Source organism: Vibrio gazogenes, from assembly GCF_023920225.1.
In the GTDB taxonomy this organism is placed as follows: Bacteria; Pseudomonadota; Gammaproteobacteria; order Enterobacterales; family Vibrionaceae; genus Vibrio; species Vibrio gazogenes.
This window is the reverse complement of sequence record NZ_CP092587.1, coordinates 2,169,363-2,189,899: the sequence shown is the minus strand read 5'-3', so window position 1 is coordinate 2,189,899 and position 20,537 is coordinate 2,169,363. Positions and strand designations below refer to the sequence as shown.

General features: G+C 43.6%; 19 protein-coding genes and 1 pseudogene. 13 read left to right on the top strand and 7 right to left on the bottom strand.

The window, feature by feature from the left end; genetic code table 11:
• The first annotated feature begins 116 nt into the window (after nucleotides 1-116).
• Nucleotides 117-1,574 carry a sensor domain-containing diguanylate cyclase gene (locus MKS89_RS09695; RefSeq protein WP_072958733.1) on the top strand — a complete coding sequence of 486 codons (1,458 nt, stop codon included), beginning with the start codon at nucleotides 117-119 and terminating at the stop codon, nucleotides 1,572-1,574.
• Nucleotides 1,575-1,605: 31 nt separating this feature from the next.
• Here MKS89_RS09695 and dusC read toward each other — a convergent pair whose 3' ends face one another.
• The gene (dusC, locus tag MKS89_RS09690; RefSeq protein ID WP_072958731.1) at nucleotides 1,606-2,565 is read right to left on the bottom strand and encodes a tRNA dihydrouridine(16) synthase DusC; all 960 of its coding nucleotides are present in this window, start codon (nucleotides 2,563-2,565) and stop codon (nucleotides 1,606-1,608) included.
• Nucleotides 2,566-2,703: 138 nt separating this feature from the next.
• Here dusC and MKS89_RS09685 point away from each other — a divergent pair, with 138 nt between their 5' ends.
• The 9 genes and pseudogenes from MKS89_RS09685 (at nucleotide 2,704) to MKS89_RS09645 (ending at nucleotide 12,218) form a co-directional block, all read left to right on the top strand.
• Nucleotides 2,704-3,324: a YecA family protein gene (locus MKS89_RS09685; protein WP_072958728.1), complete on the top strand. Its 621-nt coding sequence runs from the start codon at nucleotides 2,704-2,706 to the stop codon at nucleotides 3,322-3,324.
• A 151-nt stretch (nucleotides 3,325-3,475) separates the two neighbouring features.
• Nucleotides 3,476-4,087, top strand: coding sequence for an outer membrane lipoprotein periplasmic chaperone LolA (gene lolA, locus MKS89_RS09680; protein WP_072958726.1), 612 nt, complete (start codon nucleotides 3,476-3,478; stop codon nucleotides 4,085-4,087).
• 81 nt (nucleotides 4,088-4,168) lie between these two features.
• Complete coding sequence (locus tag MKS89_RS09675; protein WP_072958724.1) at nucleotides 4,169-5,518, top strand: replication-associated recombination protein A; 1,350 nt, start codon at nucleotides 4,169-4,171, stop codon at nucleotides 5,516-5,518.
• Between the two features lie 162 nt (nucleotides 5,519-5,680).
• On the top strand, nucleotides 5,681-6,988 hold the full coding sequence (serS, locus tag MKS89_RS09670; protein ID WP_072958722.1) for a serine--tRNA ligase: 1,308 nt from the start codon (nucleotides 5,681-5,683) through the stop codon (nucleotides 6,986-6,988).
• Between the two features lie 380 nt (nucleotides 6,989-7,368).
• Nucleotides 7,369-7,518: pseudogene (locus tag MKS89_RS09665) on the top strand (winged helix-turn-helix domain-containing protein); the annotation flags it as partial.
• Between the two features lie 6 nt (nucleotides 7,519-7,524).
• Nucleotides 7,525-9,114 (top strand): ATP-binding protein, encoded by a 1,590-nt coding sequence (locus MKS89_RS09660; protein WP_072958720.1) that lies wholly within the window; start codon nucleotides 7,525-7,527, stop codon nucleotides 9,112-9,114.
• 78 nt (nucleotides 9,115-9,192) lie between these two features.
• Nucleotides 9,193-9,690: a DUF6653 family protein gene (locus MKS89_RS09655; RefSeq protein WP_072958717.1), complete on the top strand. Its 498-nt coding sequence runs from the start codon at nucleotides 9,193-9,195 to the stop codon at nucleotides 9,688-9,690.
• Between the two features lie 225 nt (nucleotides 9,691-9,915).
• A complete protein-coding gene (locus MKS89_RS09650; protein ID WP_072958714.1) occupies nucleotides 9,916-11,352 on the top strand; it encodes a S41 family peptidase in 1,437 nt (478 codons plus the stop codon).
• 596 nt (nucleotides 11,353-11,948) lie between these two features.
• Complete coding sequence (locus tag MKS89_RS09645) at nucleotides 11,949-12,218, top strand: DUF1883 domain-containing protein (RefSeq protein ID WP_072958712.1); 270 nt, start codon at nucleotides 11,949-11,951, stop codon at nucleotides 12,216-12,218.
• 73 nt (nucleotides 12,219-12,291) lie between these two features.
• On the opposite strand, the gene MKS89_RS09640 is transcribed toward MKS89_RS09645, so the two are convergent.
• The 3 genes from MKS89_RS09640 to MKS89_RS09630 form a co-directional block, all read right to left on the bottom strand.
• The gene (locus MKS89_RS09640) at nucleotides 12,292-13,887 is read right to left on the bottom strand and encodes an ABC-F family ATPase (protein WP_072958709.1); all 1,596 of its coding nucleotides are present in this window, start codon (nucleotides 13,885-13,887) and stop codon (nucleotides 12,292-12,294) included.
• Between the two features lie 116 nt (nucleotides 13,888-14,003).
• Nucleotides 14,004-14,411 carry a DUF2061 domain-containing protein gene (locus MKS89_RS09635; protein ID WP_072958707.1) on the bottom strand — a complete coding sequence of 136 codons (408 nt, stop codon included), beginning with the start codon at nucleotides 14,409-14,411 and terminating at the stop codon, nucleotides 14,004-14,006.
• Nucleotides 14,412-14,516: 105 nt separating this feature from the next.
• A complete protein-coding gene (locus tag MKS89_RS09630; RefSeq protein ID WP_159439609.1) occupies nucleotides 14,517-14,669 on the bottom strand; it encodes a hypothetical protein in 153 nt (50 codons plus the stop codon).
• 96 nt (nucleotides 14,670-14,765) lie between these two features.
• Between MKS89_RS09630 and MKS89_RS09625 the strand changes: the two genes are divergently transcribed.
• Entirely contained in the window at nucleotides 14,766-15,989 is a 1,224-nt protein-coding gene (locus tag MKS89_RS09625) for a dienelactone hydrolase family protein (protein WP_072958704.1), read from the top strand.
• Between the two features lie 172 nt (nucleotides 15,990-16,161).
• On the opposite strand, the gene MKS89_RS09620 is transcribed toward MKS89_RS09625, so the two are convergent.
• Nucleotides 16,162-16,569 (bottom strand): hypothetical protein, encoded by a 408-nt coding sequence (locus tag MKS89_RS09620; RefSeq protein ID WP_072958701.1) that lies wholly within the window; start codon nucleotides 16,567-16,569, stop codon nucleotides 16,162-16,164.
• A gap of 536 nt (nucleotides 16,570-17,105) precedes the next feature.
• Between MKS89_RS09620 and MKS89_RS09615 the strand changes: the two genes are divergently transcribed.
• Together MKS89_RS09615 and MKS89_RS09610 are read left to right on the top strand one after the other, a co-directional pair.
• Entirely contained in the window at nucleotides 17,106-18,380 is a 1,275-nt protein-coding gene (locus MKS89_RS09615) for a sterol desaturase family protein (RefSeq protein WP_072958698.1), read from the top strand.
• Between the two features lie 30 nt (nucleotides 18,381-18,410).
• Nucleotides 18,411-19,142 carry a methyltransferase family protein gene (locus MKS89_RS09610; protein ID WP_072958695.1) on the top strand — a complete coding sequence of 244 codons (732 nt, stop codon included), beginning with the start codon at nucleotides 18,411-18,413 and terminating at the stop codon, nucleotides 19,140-19,142.
• A 10-nt stretch (nucleotides 19,143-19,152) separates the two neighbouring features.
• Here the strand turns inward: MKS89_RS09610 and MKS89_RS09605 are convergent, their stop codons facing one another.
• On the bottom strand, nucleotides 19,153-20,088 hold the full coding sequence (locus MKS89_RS09605) for an acyltransferase family protein (RefSeq protein WP_159439610.1): 936 nt from the start codon (nucleotides 20,086-20,088) through the stop codon (nucleotides 19,153-19,155).
• 162 nt (nucleotides 20,089-20,250) lie between these two features.
• Nucleotides 20,251-20,496 (bottom strand): YgjV family protein, encoded by a 246-nt coding sequence (locus MKS89_RS09600; protein WP_072958688.1) that lies wholly within the window; start codon nucleotides 20,494-20,496, stop codon nucleotides 20,251-20,253.
• Between the last annotated feature and the right edge of the window lie 41 nt (nucleotides 20,497-20,537).

The following is a 20,537-nucleotide window of genomic DNA, read 5'->3' as shown; positions in this document are numbered from 1 at the left end:
AATTCTTATTATCTTTTCATATCAATTTTTGATATAAGTCGATCCTTTCGAATTCCTATTGTTCTCCTTTGTATTAAGCTTAAAAGAACAACCGCTTACTTAGTGTATATTTGTGAATGAAGAAATATTTTTCTATAAAAGGGCGACTACTGACCCCGCTTGTTTTTGCTTTTGCACTTGTAGGAATGCTATTTGAAGGGCATGTCAGACAATTGGAGAGAGAACTGAGCGATGAGTATGAAAGAATCGAACGGGAATTCTTTCGCGCATCCAAGATGTTGACCATTTTGGATTATAGCTTGAATAATTACATCAAAGTCCGTCAGTCTTTGATACTGTCGCATACGGCAAAGATTGTGAACGGCGTATGCCATATGCGGCCAAAGCTGGAAATTGATGCAGGGGACAGCCCCAATGCTCATCTGCGGGCGCTTGAATACATTATCGTTGGTGATAAATCACTGTGCGACAAGAATAGCTCACTCTATCACGAAGTGGGGTTCAGAATAGCACTGGCCCCGGTGATTTCATTGCTGCATGATCTGGATGATTATCTGATAGGCGTTCATTATGTTGATCCGTCGGGTTATATTATTTCTTCTCCTGATACACTGTCGGTGAATGCCACGACGGATGTGCTCGAACAGATTCAATCGCCAAGCTGGGATGTGTATCAGGATCTGGGCGAAAATCAACCAATTAAAGTTCGTGGACCGACGATACTTCAGGAGTTGCAATCGACAGAAAACCTCATTTCTTTGATGTTGCCGGTTTACTCGGACCATCAATTTGAAGGGGTCATCTCTCTGAATATCATGCTAGACAAGCTATTGAATGCCAACCAACGTTTTGTGGGTAAGCTGCATTTTATTGATACACAGAGAGAGTCATTACCAACAAATGCTTTTCAACCCCATTCCCTTCAGGATGAGGGGATCTCATTTCATCATGCCATGTATTACGATATGCATTGGGGGAATGAGCTTTATCAGTTTGTCAGTCTGAAACGAAAGACATTAATACTGATCACTGTCATGTATGTACTGGTTGTCATGTCTTTTCTGTTTATGAATACTCGTCATGCGAAAAGTTATTATGAAGGACTGGCGGTGCGGGACCCATTGACAGGCTTGCGCAATCGGCGCGGATTTCAAGCTTTTATTGAACATTCACCGCATCAGTCTTATGTCGCGATCGCGATGTTTGATATTGATAACTTTAAAGCGATCAATGATCACTTTGGTCATGATATCGGGGATGATGTCATTCGTTATACCGGTGATCAGATTCGCTGTCATATTCGTGCTACCGATACGGTTGCCCGTTATGGTGGCGAAGAGTTTGTGCTGTATCTGACTGCTGAACGTAAAAGTTATCTCAAGAAGACATTAATTCGTGTGAAAGGTGCGTTGTGTGATGAGTCTGGAACCGTTGTTGAAGGTGGTTTCACGATCTCCGGTGGCGTTGAAATAGTGGCTTGTTCTGAGTTACATGATATTGATGATATCTTGAAATCAGCCGATGAAAAATTATACATCGCCAAAAAGAGTGGTAAAAATCAGCTGATTTTTTAAAGTTGTTGATGAGTGTGGCACGAAAGCGAGCTTACACGGATTCCAGCGGTTGTTCAGATTGATGATGTTTAATTCGTTCAATAATCGGCTCTACGCTTGTCAGGGTTCGGATCTCGCGGAATAAGGCATTTGCCTGAGGATAAGCTTGCCGTAGATAAGTAAACCACTGTTTGACCCGGCTTGAATAGTATTTGCTCTTATCGCCATTCACTTCACAGCGAGAATAAATCAGTAAGAGCTCGATGACCTGAGGCCAGGAGAGCGGGGCATGATTGTATTTGATCATGTTGCCCAGATTCGGACGATTTAACGCTCCGCGGCAAACCATTAGGCTCTCGGCGCCAGTAACATCAATACATCGTTGTGCATCGGCAGCATCCCATATTTCACCATTGGCAATTAATGGCAGACGGGTTTTTTGGCGAATCTGCTGAATATATTCCCACTTGATTTCATTGGCTTTATAACCACCGGCTTTAGTCCGAGCATGAACGGTCAGTTCGTTTGCGCCAGCCTGCTCAATGGCATCGACTATTTCAAAGCAATCTTGTGGATTTTCTAATCCTAAACGGATTTTCGCTGAAACGGGGATTTGCTCGGGGACGGCTTCTCGGCAGGCTTTGACGATCTGATAAATTAATTCCGGAAACTCCAAGAGGGCAGCGCCACCTTTGCTTTTGTTAACGGTTTTTGCCGGACAGCCGAAATTCAGATCAATACCATGTGCACCGAGTTCTGCAGCAAATGCAGCATTTTCCGCCATCCAGTCCGGATCTTGTCCGAGTAATTGAATATTGACGGGGACGCCTGAACGGGTGCGGGAGCCGTGGTGCAGTTCAGGACAGAGACGATAGAAAACGTGTTTCGGCAACAACTGATGGACCACTCGGACAAATTCTGTCACACATAGGTCATAATCATTCATTTCTGTCAGTATTTCTCGCATCAGATGATCGAGAACACCCTCCATCGGGCCCAGAACAATACGCATAAATTTCCGCTCTTCTATCAGGACGCGCGATTGTAATTGGGTCCGTCGCAAATGTCACGCCAGAATCTCTCCGCGACGTGTCATTGATTCGCGTTCTCGGTATAATGCCCAGCGACTGAAAAATAGGAAAGAAGTACCATGACTTATCAATTGCTGAATGCAACTGAACTGCTGACGGAGGAATCTCCTCTTTTTATTGAAGGCGCGATCCTTGCGGCCAATATGGCCTGTCAGCCCCTAGAAGCGAACTTATGGATGTCTGCTCTGATTGCTGAAGAAGTCACTGAGGTGGCAGAACAAGCATTGACCGCACATTATCAGCAGCAGTATTCAGCATTGTTGCATAACCAATATGCAGTCAGTGATTTTCTGGATGTCGCGAATCGGGATGAGCTGGCTGATTTTGCGGAAGGATTTATGATGATATGGCCTCTTCCTGAACAGCATTGGCAGACGGCCTCCGTCTCTGATGGTACACAACGCATGCTACAGGCGTTGCTGACGACGCTGATGCTGGCGATTGATGAATCCGGGACGCGTCAGCAAATGCAGGAAGCCGGAGTAGAGGAACCGCCATATCTTACGGATATGACAGGTCATCTGGACATGATGATTCACGAAGTCGCTTGTGCTGCAGATGAACAGCAAAGTGGTGCCCGGGCACACCGGGTCAACCCGTATAAAACGGTCGGCAGAAATGATCCTTGTCCGTGCGGCAGCGGTAAAAAATTTAAACAGTGTTGCTTGCAAACCGAGTAATTTCACTTGAGTGTGGTGACTTGGAGATTGGCCCATCGCACGGCATTTTTTCAACTGACGTATTTTTTTCGACATACACATGACAAAAAGCCGAAAAGAATGGTCTATATCCATCAATAACAATTCATATTTGTTCAGCAACGGAGAACACATGAAAAAACTGGTTGCCTTCTTTCTATTGATATCAATGGCCTGTAGCTTTTCAGCACTGGCGGATCCGAAGGATGAATTAAGTACGAGGCTTGCGTTAAATGATGGATTCAGTGCCCATTTTCAACAGCAAGTTCTCAGCCCAGATGGTGATGTCGTTGCTCAGGGAGAAGGGAAAGTGGACATTGCCCGCCCGAGTCTGTTTCGTTGGGAAACGGTTTCACCGGATGAGAATCTACTCGTATCGGATGGTACAACCGTTTGGTATTACAATCCTTTTGTAGAACAGGTCTCTATCTATAATCAATCTCAGGCAACCGAGCAGACACCATTTGTGTTGCTGACGAGAAACCGCAAACAAGACTGGGAACATTATCGTGTTTCGCAGCAAGGGAATGAATTTACACTTGTTCCGACAACAACAGACAGTCGGCAGGGGGAATTTCATATTCGAATTGACAAAAAAGGTGTGGTAAAAGGTTTTGATGTGATTGAACAGGATGGGCAGAAAAGTCTATTCTCGTTTCAACAAATCAAACTGAAGCGGCCGGATAACCATTTGTTTCAGTTCAAGATTCCCACGGGTGTCGAAGTGGATGATCAGCGGCAATAGCTTCACAAGAATAAATTGTGTTACAAGAACAAATTGTGTCAAAAGAACAGTCGCTCTAACGAATGACGGATAAGCATCATTGTGGATAACTATAGTTTAGATTTTTCTGGGGATGAAGATTTTCGTCCGCTTGCAGCAAAGATGAGACCACAGCAGATCGAGCAATACATCGGTCAGCAACATATCCTTGGTCCGGGAAAGCCGCTGCGCAGGGCGTTGGAAAGTGGTCATCTCCACTCGATGATTCTCTGGGGGCCACCGGGAACCGGTAAAACGACATTGGCGGAGTTGGCAGGCAACTATGCCAATGCTCGTGTTGAGCGTGTGTCTGCGGTAACCTCCGGGGTGAAAGATATTCGCGCTGCGATTGAACGGGCCCGGGAAAATCAATTGGCAGGTTTCCGCACTATTTTATTCGTGGACGAAGTGCATCGGTTTAATAAATCGCAACAGGATGCTTTTCTGCCACATATTGAGGACGGAACGGTCACTTTTATCGGTGCGACGACCGAGAACCCTTCATTTGAGCTTAATAACGCATTGCTCTCCCGAGCGCGGGTTTATAAGTTGACCTCTCTCAATACACAAGATATTACCGATGCCCTGCAACAGGCAGTGACGGATGAAGTGAGAGGATTCGGTGGGATTGCTGCTGATTTTCAGGATCAGGTGTTAGACCGTCTGGCTGAATTGGTTCAGGGTGATGCGCGAATGGCGCTCAACTACTTGGAATTGTTATATGACATGGCCAATGAGGATGAGGCAGGCAAAAAAATTATCGACCTGTCCTTGTTGGCAGAAGTCGCCGGTGAGAAAGTCGCCCGTTTTGATAATAAGGGAGACATTTGGTACGACCTGATTTCAGCGGTTCATAAATCGATTCGTGGTTCAAACCCTGATGGTGCATTGTACTGGGCTGCACGGATGATCGCTGCCGGCTGTGATCCGTTATATATTGCACGTCGTTTGCTGGCAATTGCTTCCGAGGATATTGGTAATGCTGATCCAAGGGCAATGCAGGTCGCTTTATCTGCGTGGGACTGTTTTACGCGTGTCGGCCCGGCCGAAGGTGAGAGGGCGATTGCCCAAGCGGTGGTTTATTTGGCGTGTGCGCCGAAGAGTAACGCCGTGTATACAGCATGGAAGCAGGCATTGGCGGATGCCCGCGATGAACCTGAATATGAAGTGCCGTTTCATTTACGCAATGCCCCGACGAAATTGATGAAAGAAATGGGCTATGGTGATGAATACCGCTATGCTCACGATGAACCGGGGGCTTATGCTGCCGGGGAGCGATATCTCCCGCCGGAAATGGTTGGCACTCGCTATTATCATCCCTCGGAAAGAGGCTTGGAAGGGAAAATCAACGAGAAACTCAAGTATCTGGCTGAGTTAGACGCAAAAAGCACACGAAAGCGCTATGAAAAATAGCCACTTTTCGTTAATCTCTTATACCCAAATTGCTTCAGGCTATCTGTCGGGCTATCTGTCAGGGAACCGGGCATGTCAATTTTCATGACGTTTTGTGTTGTTGCCGTCTGATTGGGACAACACCGAGCGCTTTTTTACAACCCATTAAGCATAGGATTAGCAATGCTGGATTCTAAATTACTTCGCACAGAGCTGGATGAAACAGCGATAAAACTGGCGCGTCGCGGATTCACCCTCGACGTCGAGACCATTCGTCAACTTGAAGAGCAGCGTAAATCGATTCAAGTCGAAGTTGAAAATTTACAATCCACTCGCAACTCCATTTCGAAACAGATCGGTCAACTGATGTCGGCGGGTGATAAAGAAGGTGCTGAAGCAGTAAAACAGCAAATCGGTTCTCTGGGCAATGATTTAGATGCCCGTAAAGCAGAACTGGAGCAGGTACAGAAACAGCTGGAAGATATTGCGTTATCTGTGCCGAATATCCCTGATGATGCTTCACCTGATGGTCTGGATGAAGAGAGTAATGTCGAAGTTTCTCGTTGGGGTGAGCCGAAGCAATACGATTTTGCAGTCAAAGATCATGTTGACTTAGGTGAAATGGGTGACGGACTGGATTTCGCCAGCGCGACGAAAATCACCGGTGCCCGGTTTATCGTAATGAAAGGCCAGTTTGCTCGTCTGCACCGGGCGATTGCTCAGTTTATGCTTGACCTGCACTCGGATCTGCATGGGTATACCGAAATGTATGTGCCTTATCTGGTGAATGCCGATACTTTGTATGGTACCGGGCAATTGCCTAAGTTCGGTAAAGACCTGTTTCATACCGAGCCGTTGACCGAAAAGGTCAATGATGAAGAGCCACGCCGCTTGTCACTGATTCCGACTGCGGAAGTGCCTCTGACAAACTTAGTCCGTGGCTCAATTTTGGATGAGGCTGAACTCCCACTGAAAATGACGGCACATACACCGTGTTTCCGTTCTGAAGCCGGCTCTTATGGTCGTGATACCCGGGGGCTGATCCGAATGCACCAGTTTGATAAGGTTGAGCTGGTACAGATAACACGCCCTGAAGATTCGATGAATGCATTGGAAGAACTGACGGGTCATGCTGAAAGAGTGTTGCAGTTATTAGAGTTACCTTACCGTAAAGTGATTTTGTGTGCCGGAGATATGGGCTTTGGGGCACGTAAGACTTACGATCTGGAAGTCTGGGTACCTGCGCAGGAAACTTATCGTGAGATTTCATCTTGTTCAAACATGTGGGATTTTCAGGCACGTCGGATGCAAGCTCGTTTCCGCCGCAAAGGTGAGAAAAAACCAGAGTTGGTACATACCCTGAATGGTTCTGGTTTAGCTGTTGGTCGAACCATGGTTGCGATTTTGGAAAATAATCAACAAGCGGATGGACGTATTGCGATTCCTGAAGTGCTGCACAAATATATGGGTGGTCTGACTCACATCGGATAGGCATTCAGCAACATCATCAATGATCAGTAAAAGCCGGGAATTTAATCCCGGCTTTTTTATGCGCTTTTGATGTGCAATACGCGGTGACTGAGTTGCTCATGAATGTACGAGAGACTGCGTGGTGATCAGGGGGGTGTCACAAATCGTCACAGTTACCGAAAAATGGAATGGATATACTAGGCGTATATTATTGATGGATTCAGGCAAGATTAGGATTGAGACCTGGTTTAACTATTTGAAATAAAATGATTTTAATGAATCACTCAGCATTTTAAATTCGATGATAGATACAAGTATGATGGATATTCTCAGCAAGAAAACGATTGCTGTGGTTGAAGATGACATTGGGTTAGCCGCGCTAATGAGAGACTTCCTCAGTCCATTTCAGAGGATTTGAATACGATGGTATCGATCGTTCAATTGATCGCAGAGTGTCGAGACTAAGGAAAAAAATTCAATTGGATAATGGTGACGATCTGATTAAAACTGTCAGAGGGGTGGGTTATCAACTGTGCATCTATAGTGAGTGAGTATCGATGATAAAGTCATTTTTAGGCCTATGGTTTCTGGTCTTCGGTCCCTTATTTTTTCTCCTCTATCCAAGCCATTTGAATCCGATATTATCATTCAATAATTATATTGAAGGGCAGCGGTATGAGCGGATCTATCAGGGGACATTTACGTTGATCGAGTCCCGACTTGAAGCCATGCCAATTGATACGTGGCAGCAAGAAATTGATGAATTAAGTCAACATTTCGGTTTTGCGTTGCAATTACTGGATATCAATAAATCCAACCTTGGACAACAGAACCGAGAGGAAATCGAGCAGCAACAGATTATTTTTTTCAATGAAGAGCCTGAATTTTTAATTAAAAAGATTGGCAACAGCCATTTCATGCTAAAGATATTTGTGGATGCTCCAGAAGCAGAAAAAATACGGCGGGGCTCAGAGGGAACTGTGTATTTGCTTCAGCAACAGTTTGCATCGACTGAACCGGAATATTGGCCGACGTTGCTACGTGATATTTCAACTCACTTTCCGTTTGATTTACAAATTGTCACAAGTAATCAGGTCAAGCTCAGTCAAACCGAACAGAACCAACTTATGACCCATTCTTTTTTCTGGCGAGCCAATTCAAGTGACGAAATTACATTTTATATACGATTGAGTGATGGGCACTCTTTTCTTTTAGCCAATTTAATTCCGATGTCTTCGGTGAGTTCGTCAGTCATTATTGTGTTGATTCTTGTTTTCGTCCTTTCCATTTCGCTGTGTATGTTTTTCTGGACTTATCCGCTATGGCGGGATTTGAAGAATCTGCTGGCAGCCACATCGCGGTTCGGTCATGGTGATTTGAATAGCCGGGCCGTGGTATACAAGATTTCGACGGTGGCAACTTTGGGGAATGCTTTTAACCGTATGGCGGATCGTATTGAGCAACTGTTAAAAGGGCAAAGAACACTGACCAATGCGATTGCCCATGATCTTCGGACACCGCTTTATCGTCTCAGGTTTGCGTTTGAGATGTTATCTCACGCCACGACGGACATTGAAAAGGAAAAATATCAACGATCTATCTCGAAGAGTCTTGAAGACCTGGATAGTTTAATTAACCAGACCATGGTCTTGTCACGTTACAGTGGCGACAGTCAATTGCTTTCTTTTGCTAAACATCACCTCGCCCAATTGATGGATGATGAGTGTGCGAGTGTTTTTCAACTTTATCCGGACATTGAGTATCAGTTGCAAATTGCACCTGAAGCGATCGATAAACTGGCTCTGATTGATCATATCGCGATGAAACGGGCGATGAGTAACTTACTCGTCAACGCGTGTAAATATACCCGGACCCGAGTATTTGTGTCTCTGTCATATGTTGCTGAGACAGACATGTTCGTGATTGATGTATGTGACGATGGTATCGGTATTGATGAAAGCGACTGGGAGCGGATTTTCTTACCATTCGAACAACTTGATAACGCACGTAGTCACGTCGCTTCAGGTCATGGACTTGGCTTGGCTATCGTCAAACATATCGCCCAATGGCATCAAGGGTCGGTATGCGCAGGACGGTCTGAACTGGGTGGGGCGCGATTTACACTTCAGTTTCCAAATCGGACATAGATATGGCTCTGCTCGTCATCCATCATGGCTTTGGTCAATGTGATTTATTTTATAGTCAATTTGATAGGTAGGTGAAAAATGACTCTTGAACGTAAATTAGCGGCACTGTTTCATTTAGATGGCAAGGGGTGGGATAGACATGCCAATCCGTGGAGTGTCTGGACCCGATATAGCGTTTTACCACTCTTTATCATTGCCGGGCTATTGAGAGAGTGGAGTGTTTGGTTGAGTATTTTGGCTGTGGTTATGGCGGTTGTGTGGATGTTTTTAAATCCGATCTTATTTCCGAAACCCGTCTCGTTAAAAAGCTGGGCAACACAGTCGGTGCTTGGAGAACGAATTTATTTAAACCGGGATAAAGAACCATTGCCTGAGCATCATCAATTACCCTTATTTATGATGCTCCATTTGACATCAACTGTGGGGCTCATATTAGCGGTTTGGGGTGTTTATCAGTACGATATACAGCTCTGTATTTTATCGACCCTGATCACTTATCTGGCCAAAAGCTGGTTTTTAGATCGTATGGTCTGGTTATATTGTGACTGTAGTCGTGAGCATACTGCGGACGAATAAACGTACTCTATTTTTCCATAGAATCATCGATAAAATAGTGATTCTGTCTCTGGATTTGAGCCTGATGATTAAATCTAATCGTTAAAGTTATTTAGATATATCCAATATTATGATTCGTTTTATCTGTCTATTTTGGTCTTAATTGAGCAACAATATGCTACACAAATAAATCATGAAATCCATTAACTTATTCATCATAGTCAATAACTGAGTGGTGAGTAGTAAATGAAACAATTAATACAAATCAGTGTGGTTGCATCAATGGTTATTTTAAGCGGTTGTAATCATAAGTTGAATGAAAATAGAAATGACGATAAATCGGTTGAACCAAGTATTTGGGTATCAGAGAATTATGGGTCTGCATTGAAAATTATATCTGATTCGGTGACCGAGTATGAGTTTACTGCTGATTACTGTGTACTGACAAATCAAGAAACACTCAGCAAAGAAACGTTTGCGAAACGTTATCAGCAAATGGGTGATCAATTCGTTAGCTATATTTATCCGGGTTTGAATGCTTATCCAAATGATTACACGATAAAATATGTGAAACATGCTGAATTACCGAATAGTTGTCTCACCAATCTGAGTGTTGTCAATGCGGCGGAAAACGATCCGCCCCGAAACTTGAATATGTTTCTCCAGACCTTTGATCAATATTATTATAATTTAGATGTGCCCGGTATTGACTGGACGCTGATGAAACAAAATGTACTTGGCGAGGTTTCTGACGATTCAACGCGAGAGCAACTTTTCAATATGATGTCATCAATGATTGGCCCATTACAGAACGGCCATGCTTATGTATTCGATCAGGATAAGCTGGCTCGGTTCAGACAACGGGATCGGCCGGTTTTATTCGACAGGTTACAGCAGGAGTATATCGATGATCATGGTCTGGTTGCTCCTTTTTCCGAATCTGAGAATACGGCAATTCAACAATATATTGATGATAACGAGGTGCTCATTCAGTCTATTATTACCAATCAACTGAATCTGTCGGGGAGTTTAGGTGAGCATATTATCTGGGGAAAAGGAAAGAGTGATAATATTGGTTACCTGTATATTGATGGATGGAGTGATTTTGTCGCGGATAATGATCATGCCGAAACTTTAGCGGTGTTCAGACAAACAATGAACCAAGTTATGGATGATTTTGCATTAACCGATGGAATGGTGATTGATCTGCGCTTTAATGGTGGCGGTTATGCATATCTTGCAAGAGCCTTAGCCGAATATTTTGTTGATCATCAAACCTTAGGCTATATCAAGAGCGCCCGTGACGGGGCTGGATTCGAGCCCGAGCATGACATTTATCTTGAGCCACAATTCCCAGGTTATCGAAAGCCGGTTGCTGTTCTGATTAGTCATACGACAGCATCCGCTGCTGAGTTATCGGCACTGATGCTCAGTGCCTCGGATCAAGTCATTTTGATTGGTGAAAGAACGCAGGGGATGTTATCGGGCAGCTTAGGTAAAACGCTCCCTAACGGGTTTCGCTTTGGTATATCGAACATAAAGACCTTATCAGCCGATCGGATGAACTATGACCAAGTTGGTATTCCTCCGGCGATCACCACTTCATTTTTTGCGAAAAATGATCGCACCAATGGCATCGATAAAGGGCTTGAAGCTGCTTTTAACTGGATTGAATCTCGTTAATTCTAGTTCTTGGAATCAGAAGGAGCACAGATGAATGATCATACGATTCAATGTCGATGCGGATGCTTTCAGGGCACTATTGACACGCGTGGGTGGGTAAGGCGGGTGGTTTAGAAAATCGGGAGACAGGGGGGAATCGACTATTTTTCTGCGTGACTTAACTCTCTATGTTGGTCATGAAAAAATATCAACAGTCCCCTGTCTTTCAATTGGATGGATAATTGAATGAAGGGTAATGGTGAATCAATTACCCTTCATCTTTAAATATATATCGTTCTTTCTTTGTTAATATACCCACTCAACTAATTCTTTTTATTCCCTTCTCTCGGCAACACACTTGAAAAGTGTAATCAATTGACGCTGAATTAATATGAAATCAATTTAATAAAAAACATTATTTTTTATCACTGGGTTGCATATTGAATGGCTATTTTCGGGCTGGTTCAAGCCATGTTGATGTTTCATATTGTGCGATAGATATGATTTTATGATCTATTTATGCCGTGATCTATGATGCAAAATTCAATATGATCGAGGCATTGAAAATGTATCTTCGGGCAATAAGGTCGATTCGGATATGTATTTTTGGAGAGATAATGAAATTTACACATTACGATCTTGACATTTGTGAGCGAGGGCAAAAAATAGAAGTGACGTTGAAAGATAACACGGCCAATGTTCTGCTACTCGATGATGACAATTTTCAAAAATATAAGAAACGTCGCAATTATAAATATAATGGCGGGCATATGACGGATACAGTGAGTGTATTGCTGATTCCTTATTCAGGACATTGGCATGTGGTTGTTGACCGCGGTGGGTATGCCGGAACCGTTCAGTCGAGTGTACGGGTGATTGCAGTTTAAAATTGCTGGCTGAGCAGGAGACTGACGATACTCATGCATCGTCGTCTCCTGTATTCAGCCGAACTGGGGTCAATTAACCGATTAGACCTTGTTTCGCCAGATATTCATCGTAAGTGCCGTGGAAGTCATTCACGCCATCTTTGGTAATTTCGATAATGCGTGTTGCGATTGAGGAAACAAACTGACGGTCATGGGATACAAATAGCAGCGTTCCCGGGTAGTTTTCGAGGGCTAGGTTCAGAGCCTCGATCGATTCCATATCCATATGGTTGGTCGGTTCATCCATCAGCAAAATATTGGGTTTTTGCATGATCAGTTTACCGAACAACATGCGACCTTGTTCTCCACCGGAGATGACCTTCACTGACTTCTTAATCTCATTTTGTGAAAAGAGCATCCGGCCCAAGATACTCCGCACGGTTTGCTCGTCATCGCCTTCTTTTTTCCACTGTCCCATCCAATCCATTAAATTGAGTTCTTCACTGAATTCGTGGGCATGATCTTGCGCGTAGAAACCAATGTTATTGTTTTCAGACCATTTGACTTCACCGGCCATGGGCGTCATCACACCTGCCAGTGTATTTAACAGGGTTGACTTACCGATCCCGTTTTCCCCGATGATGGCAATCCGTTCACCGACTTCGACCATCAGGTTGACGTCATTAAACAGAATATTGTCGCCGTAACCCTGTTTGAGTGCGTTGACCTCGAGTGCATTGCGGAACAGTGGTTTTTCCTGTTCGAATCGAATAAACGGAGACTGACGGCTGGAAGGTTTGACCTCTTCAAGCTGAATTTTTTCAAGCTGCTTCTGGCGGGATGTTGCCTGTTTGGCTTTTGATGCGTTTGCAGAGAAGCGGCTGACAAAGGTTTGTAATTCCGCGATTTGTGCTTTTTTCTTGGCATTGTCAGCATGAAGACGCTCTCTGGCCTGTTCTGCGGCAACCATGTATTCATCGTAGTTACCGTGGAACAAACGCAGCTCACCATAGTCCAAATCGGCCATATGGGTGCAGACGGTATTCAGAAAGTGGCGGTCATGCGAGATGATAATCATCGTGCAGTTGCGAGCCAGCAGGGTCTGTTCTAACCAAGAAATGGTGTGCATGTCCAAGTTGTTGGTCGGTTCGTCGAGCAGCATGATTTCCGGTTCGGCAAACAATACTTGTGCCAGTAGCACTCGCAATTTCAGACCCGGGGCGATTTCACTCATCAACCCGAAGTGTTGTGCTTCTGGGATGCCCAGTCCGAGCAAGAGTTCTCCGGCACGGGCTTCCGCTGAATAGCCATCCATTTCGGCAAATTCTGTTTCCAGATCACCGACGCGCATTCCATCTTCATCTGACATTTCAGGCAATGCATAGATACGGTCGCGCTCTTCTTTGACTTCCCACAGTTCTTTATGACCCATAATCACGGTGTCAATGACGGAGAACGTTTCAAATGCAAACTGGTCTTGTCCCAGCTTTGCCATGCGTTCATTGGGATCGATTGAAACACTTCCGACGGAAGCTTCTAGTTCACCACTCAGAATTTTCATAAAGGTGGATTTGCCGCAACCGTTCGCGCCGATAAGACCGTAACGGTTACCGTGACCAAATTTAATGGAGATATTTTCAAATAATGGCTTATCGCCAAATTGCATGGTGATGTTTGCAGTTGATAGCACAGGGAATTCCAGATTGAGTGGTGAATATGAAAAAAGCTGGCCTTGCGGCCAACTTGATAGATAGGCGTTATATTAACAGATTCTGTGATAGACATCACCCCTCATGTGGTACGTGACTATGATGGTGTGACGGTACTGTGGTGCGTACACTGCCATGGTTGATGCTGTGCTTTTCCTTGCCACACTTTCTCGTGGAAGTAATAGGCGCAGGTATTGATGCTCGGTTCAATCAGCGCCATGACGCCACCGATCAGCCAGCTACCGGTCAATAAATAGGCCACATTAAAGGCAACACTGAAATGGATCACCGCGAAACTGGCGGTTTTAATATGTGGCGCTGAGGCATAACGCTGGAGCGGTGCATATTGAGACCATACTTTTTCATGAAAGTAGAATGCCACGGTATTGATCATCGGCTCTAGCATGGCAATTAAACTCCCCAAAATTACATCGCCAGTCAAGATATAGGCAACTGTAAACGCGATGCTGAAGTGAATTGTTGCAAAACTAATGGTCTTTTTCATGGGTTGTCCACCTGAATCATATATTGTGGTGTCATTATTGATAATTATTATCATTCAGTAAATTTGATTATATCTATCTATGACATAGGCAAAACCGTATATCGATCAATGGCGGGAAGCGCGTAAAGCGTCGGGGAGATAAGGCTGGGCTTTCTGTTGGCGCAATTGACTGCTGGTGCGCAGATCGAATTGGTTCTCAATCGCGAGGTGAAGAATGACGAGTAATTCGCCTGATTGTGATCCTGCTAACTCACCCATTACTTTATTTTTCTGTAAAATAAAACATCGTTTCAATTTTATAAAATAAATCGAGTGTATGTGGTTTAGCGCTCTTTTCTGCTTAAGGATAGTCAAATGAATCAGTTGATTAAAACCATACTTATGACGAGCATGATCACGCTGATCAGCTCAGCCGCATTGGCGCATAGCACTGCCGTTTTTGCCCATAGTACTTATGACAATGATGCCCCGGCAGGGCCTGATTACGTTACGCAAGCGATCGATTCGCCTGATAATAGTTTTCCGTTGTTTTATGAAAAATTGAAAGCAGCGCGCATGCCGTACAAACTCGCGTGGCACGATGGATACAGCCCGGAATTGTGGCACAGCCTTGCCAAGGCAAAGGCGCAGGAAATTATTTTACCTTATCAAGATGACACACCGTTTAATCCGATGGTGATTGACCAGATTGATCGGGGCAGTTATATCGCCCAGAAAATCGTATTCAATATCAGTCATGAGAGTCGAGTGCTGGCGTTGATGTTAACGCCTAAGGGGAGCGGGCCTTTTCCTGCCGCGTTATTTTTACATGATCACGGGTCGCGGTTTGATATTGGTAAAGAGAAATTTGTTGAGACTTGGGGAGATGATGCCCGCTTATCTTCATCGCGTGAATGGGCGCACCGTTATTTTACGGATCGTTTCCCCGGTGATGAACTGGCAAAGCGTGGCTATGTGGTTTTATCCATCGATGCATTGGGCTGGGGGGATCGCTCCGTAGCGGGATTTCGCACCGATTCACAGCAAGCGCTGGCATCGAACTTATTTAATTTAGGCACTTCGTTCGCGGGCATCATTGCACTGGATGATTTGCGGGCCGCGAAATTTCTGGCAAACCGACCCCAAGTTGATCAATCGCGTGTCGCATCCGTCGGTTTCTCAATGGGCGCGTTTCGTTCTTGGCAAGTGGCTGCGTTATCGGAGGACATTACTGCCAGTGTTGTGGATTCATGGATGGGGACAATGAAAGGTTTAATGGTGCCCGGTAATAATCAGTTGAAAGGTCAGTCTGCGTTTACAATGTTGCATCCGTATATGGCGCGTTATCTGGATTATCCCGATGTTGCCGCGATTGCTGCACCCAAGCCAATGTTGGTTTTTGCCGGTGGCTTGGATCCGTTGTTTCCTGTTGATTCAGTCCAAAATGCATTCGATAAATTGCATCGTGTCTGGCGAGCGAATGGCGCAGAGGATAAGCTCCACACTCAAATCTGGCCGAATAAAGGGCATATCTTTACCGCAGATATGCAAGACGCTGCATTCAACTGGCTCGATCAACAGTTTGCGGTTAATCAATAACATTCGGAACGCATGAGGTTCAATATGATTAAAACAGGCGCTTGTATATCAAGCGCCTGTTCTTTTGGTTAGCGACGGAGTGTCGATGTCTGCATGCAATAAGTGGCTCAAGAGCGTCGTTATAATGCAGGGAATCAATGCCCGTCTCACAATTTAAATGTCCACTTGAAGATTACTCCGGACAATCCGCCGAGCTGAGTGCGATCCAATTGATTGACCACTGGAATCCATTTGCCGTTGCAGGAGTAAGGGCTCTGCCATTCGTATACCTTATATAGACCCGAAAACCAGTCTCTGTCGCATTATAGATAGATGTAGTGCCAGTGACTTCCCAATGAGTATTGTTGCCGTTCATCGAGGTCATATATGTCGGCATGGAAGTTAACTCACATGCAGAAGTATCGATATCTACATATATTCCCGCACCATTAGGGTATTGTTGCCAGCTTGTATCTCCGGACGTTGTCTGACCCGAACAGACAATGTTGGGTGTTCTGCATACAGTGTCTGCTTTAGCCGGAGAGATCATACCGGCGGCAAGACCAGCCAAACTGAATGTAAGAATCGTTTTTAATTTCACGATTTGTCTCCATGTACTCTCTTCATTATTAATCACTCAACACCGAGCACTTAAATGCATGGTGATTCATATGTTGAGTAGAGTATAAACTATCTAATTTTAATCACAGTGGATAGTTAAAAGAGTGGTCGTATTAAATGAGTAAGTTGTGATCCGGTTTAAGTTATTATATGACATCATTCTATTACAGAAATAAATGATTATCATTTATAGAATGCCGTACTTTAAATAAAATTATTATTATGTAATAAATAATCTTTCTTGTGATGTTTTAATTGGAATTCTTATAAACAACAACCGATATCATTTCAATTTAATTTCAGAATTATTTCAAATTAAAAATAAAACTATTATTAGTGAGCATGTGAAGTTCAACTCAAAAAAACGCTTATTGTGTATTTACATATTCAAGTTAATTTGGTTAACATTTATTCAATTCACTTAACACGCTGGTCACGAAAAAATGAAGCAAAATGACCTTTATTCATTGATTTTAAAAATCAGGCGGATAATTCACGCCACGTGAGGTATTGATTATGAATTTGGATTTTTCAGATGAAGTGATGTATACACTTCCCTTTTATCTTGGGCCACTCTTTATTTTATCAATTCTAAGTTATTTGAAAAAGCATAAAAATTATCGTTTTAATGATACATTGACAAATGCATCAATTGCATTGGGTAACTTAGGTTTTTCATTTATTATGTTACTTGGTGTGGTTGCAGCTTATTCTTATGTTTATAAGGAATTTAGAATATTTGAGTTGGATCAGTCTAGCCCTCTGACTTATATCCTGGCTTTTTTTGCCTATGACTTTTGTTACTACTGGAATCACCGAATTCATCACATGATCGGATTGTTTTGGACTGATCATCTTGTTCATCATACCGCAGAAAATTTCAACTTTGGTGTATCGATCCGCATCAGTTATTTTACCGAGCTGACGATGTGGATGAGTTTCATTGTAATGGCGTTTCTGGGGATATCGTTAGAGGTCTTTCTTGTTGCTAGCTATATTCAGGTGCTCTGGGCATTTTGTATTCATACAAAGTATTTGAAGAATACACCACGGCTGGATAAGTTTGTTAACACACCTTCATTACACCGCGTTCATCATGCAAGGAATGGGAAATATATTGATAAGAATTTTGGCGGAATCTTGGTCGTCTGGGATCAATTATTCGGGACTTATCAGCGTGAACTTGAAGAGGAACCGGTTGTTTATGGCGTGCGGGAATCTTATCCAAGTTTCAGCCCATTCGTGATTAATAGCTATTATCTCAAGACTATCTGGAAAAAAATACAGCTTTCCCACTCACCTTGGGAAATTTTTTGCTCGGTATTTGCATCACCGGGATGGTTGCCAAAAGGTGTTGAAAGAAGACATTTTTATAGTGATGTTGCCAGAATTCCGTGTTCACAGTTTAAACCTCGAGATCCCTACATTTCTTTAAGAACAAAATTAACAACACTTGTGCGTTTCTTTGTGACGCTAATTCTATTTTGCTATCTGATGAGTTATTTCGGTGATTTCCCGATATTACCTGTTACAGCGTTGTCGTTATTATTTCTCTGGTTAAGTCACTATAATGGTATTGTACTTGATGGGAGAAATGTTGGGTGGGGCGCTGAAATTATTTCACAAGGATTCGCCGGAATATTCTTGTATTGGGCGGTGAGTACTGAACAAAATCATTTACTGATCATCAGTACGGTGATTCTGATGGTAATTACGCTGTTGAATTATATTATTTATCGGCAGGGTCGCGAGCTGAAAGGGCGTTTGTTACCACAAAGTGAAACACTATAGTATGTTTGTTCTGACACAGAAGGAAAAATAATGGAACATGTAAAACAAAAGCCAAAATCCGGGGGCGTCAACCGGGAATATGGTAGTGCTGTTGCCCAGCGTCTTACTTTTGTTGGCTTACACTTTATGCTCGTTGTTTTGTGTGCTTGGCTTGCTTTTAATGATGGTTTTACGACCCTCGGCCAGCTTATCGGACAGGAGTGGACACTAACCGATGATGTCAGAATACAACTTCTTTTTGGCTGTGTTGTTTTATATTGGATTCGCCATACGATTACGGTTTTGTACATTTTGCAGCGAATGATCGATTGGAGTGAAGTGTTCGGACTGATTTGTTTTATTGCATTTTTTGAAATCGGGCTATTGGTGGTTGGGGGCGGTGCATTTCGCAACAATATTATCCCACTCGGTTCTCAGGATGTTTTTGCCGCGCTTTTGCTGCTACTTGGTTCGTTCTTGAATACTTACTCTGAGCTTCAGCGTAAATGGTGGAAAAAGGATCTGAGTCACAAAGGAAAAATCTATACGGAAGGTCTGTTCGGTTATTCCATGCATATCAATTATTTCGGGGATGTCGTGTTGTTTTCCGGCTGGAGTTTGCTGACCGGTAACTACTGGACGTTATTATTGCCGCTCGCTATGGGATATTCTTTTGTCGCAATGCACATTCCGGCGCTCGATAGTTATCTGGCTGATCGTTATGGTGACGACTTCCGCCAATACGCAGCAAAAACCAAAAAATTGGTGCCGTTTATTTACTGACACATATGATTTACAAGATATAACCCACCCGTTTATAGATCTGTATCAGTACATAAGAGAAGGCCAGCGACAGCAGCATACATCCGATCGCCATGGGGGTATTCTCCCAATGATGGATTTTCATCAGCACACTTAAACAAAACGGATGAATCAGATAAATTGCCGTAGAGAGATGTGCCAGATGCTTGTTTGTTGTGGTGCGCTGAGAACGCATGGCCAGTAAGAATAATGCAGGGCAGACCCATATCAATGAAAGATAATTGTCAAACACGCCGGTACGAGATGGTTGGTTGAGGTTATACCAGCTTTCTCCCAGTAACAGCACGATGCCAATCAGTGCTGCGATGAGGAGTGTACTGGTCGGTATTTTTGCAAACAGTTGATGTTTGCGAATGAAGAAACCGATATAGAAGAATGGAAAGCCTAATAATAAAAAATTGCGATGGGTAAAACCAATGTTGAAAAGCCTATCGGCGAATGTCGAAGACATCAGATGGTAATTGCCGATGTACTGCACCATCACACCAAGCACAAAACAGAGTAGTGCCAATTGTGCGCCAGTCCGAGTTCGCTCTCTGAACACATAGGTCATCAGTCCTGCTCCGAGCATTCCAACCAAATACCATAAATGGTGATAGCCGACGATGAGTGTTTCGACGACGGTCATCATACCGATGAAATTCAGGGTGAGCGGTTTCATCCAGAAATAAGCATAAAAGATGGTCCAGAACAGATAGAGGATTGCGACTCTTTTACTCCATTGGAGCAACTTATCTGTGGAGGCAATGGAGATGAAGTAATAACCATTGATAATAAAGAAGATTGGAACCGCGATTCTGAAAATACCTGCGGTGATGAGATAGTATCCTTCCGTGGTCAGTTCGTTGAGAAAGTTGCTGTGGATTCCGATGACCATCAAAGCTAAAACGATTTTGAAAATATCCAATGTTAAATTTCTGTTGTACATAAGTCCGGGTAAACTAATTGTGATAGGGACTTTATGTACCATTCTGAATCATGGATAGGGTTTTCATTGTGTCATTTTTCTGAAATAAGAAATACATTGCCAAACACTATCCGTTGTAGCCAGTTTGATCACATTGGGGGCTTAAGCTCTGCTGAGTTTTTTATCGGCTTCTGAGCGGGCTTTGCGCAGATAGTAAATGTTTGCGCCAGTAATAAACAGGTTTGCCAGTGTTACCGGCCATGAATCAATAATCAAGCCATAAGTGACGAAGAGCAGACAACCAATACAATTGACGATCCGTAGCTTGATGATATCTTTCATCGTAAATGACAGCGCCACCATCAGTGATGCAGCGTAACCAATGATTTCTACTGTATTTGCATTCATTTTGTGATCCTCGTCCGATTCATTCGCGAGCACTATAACAG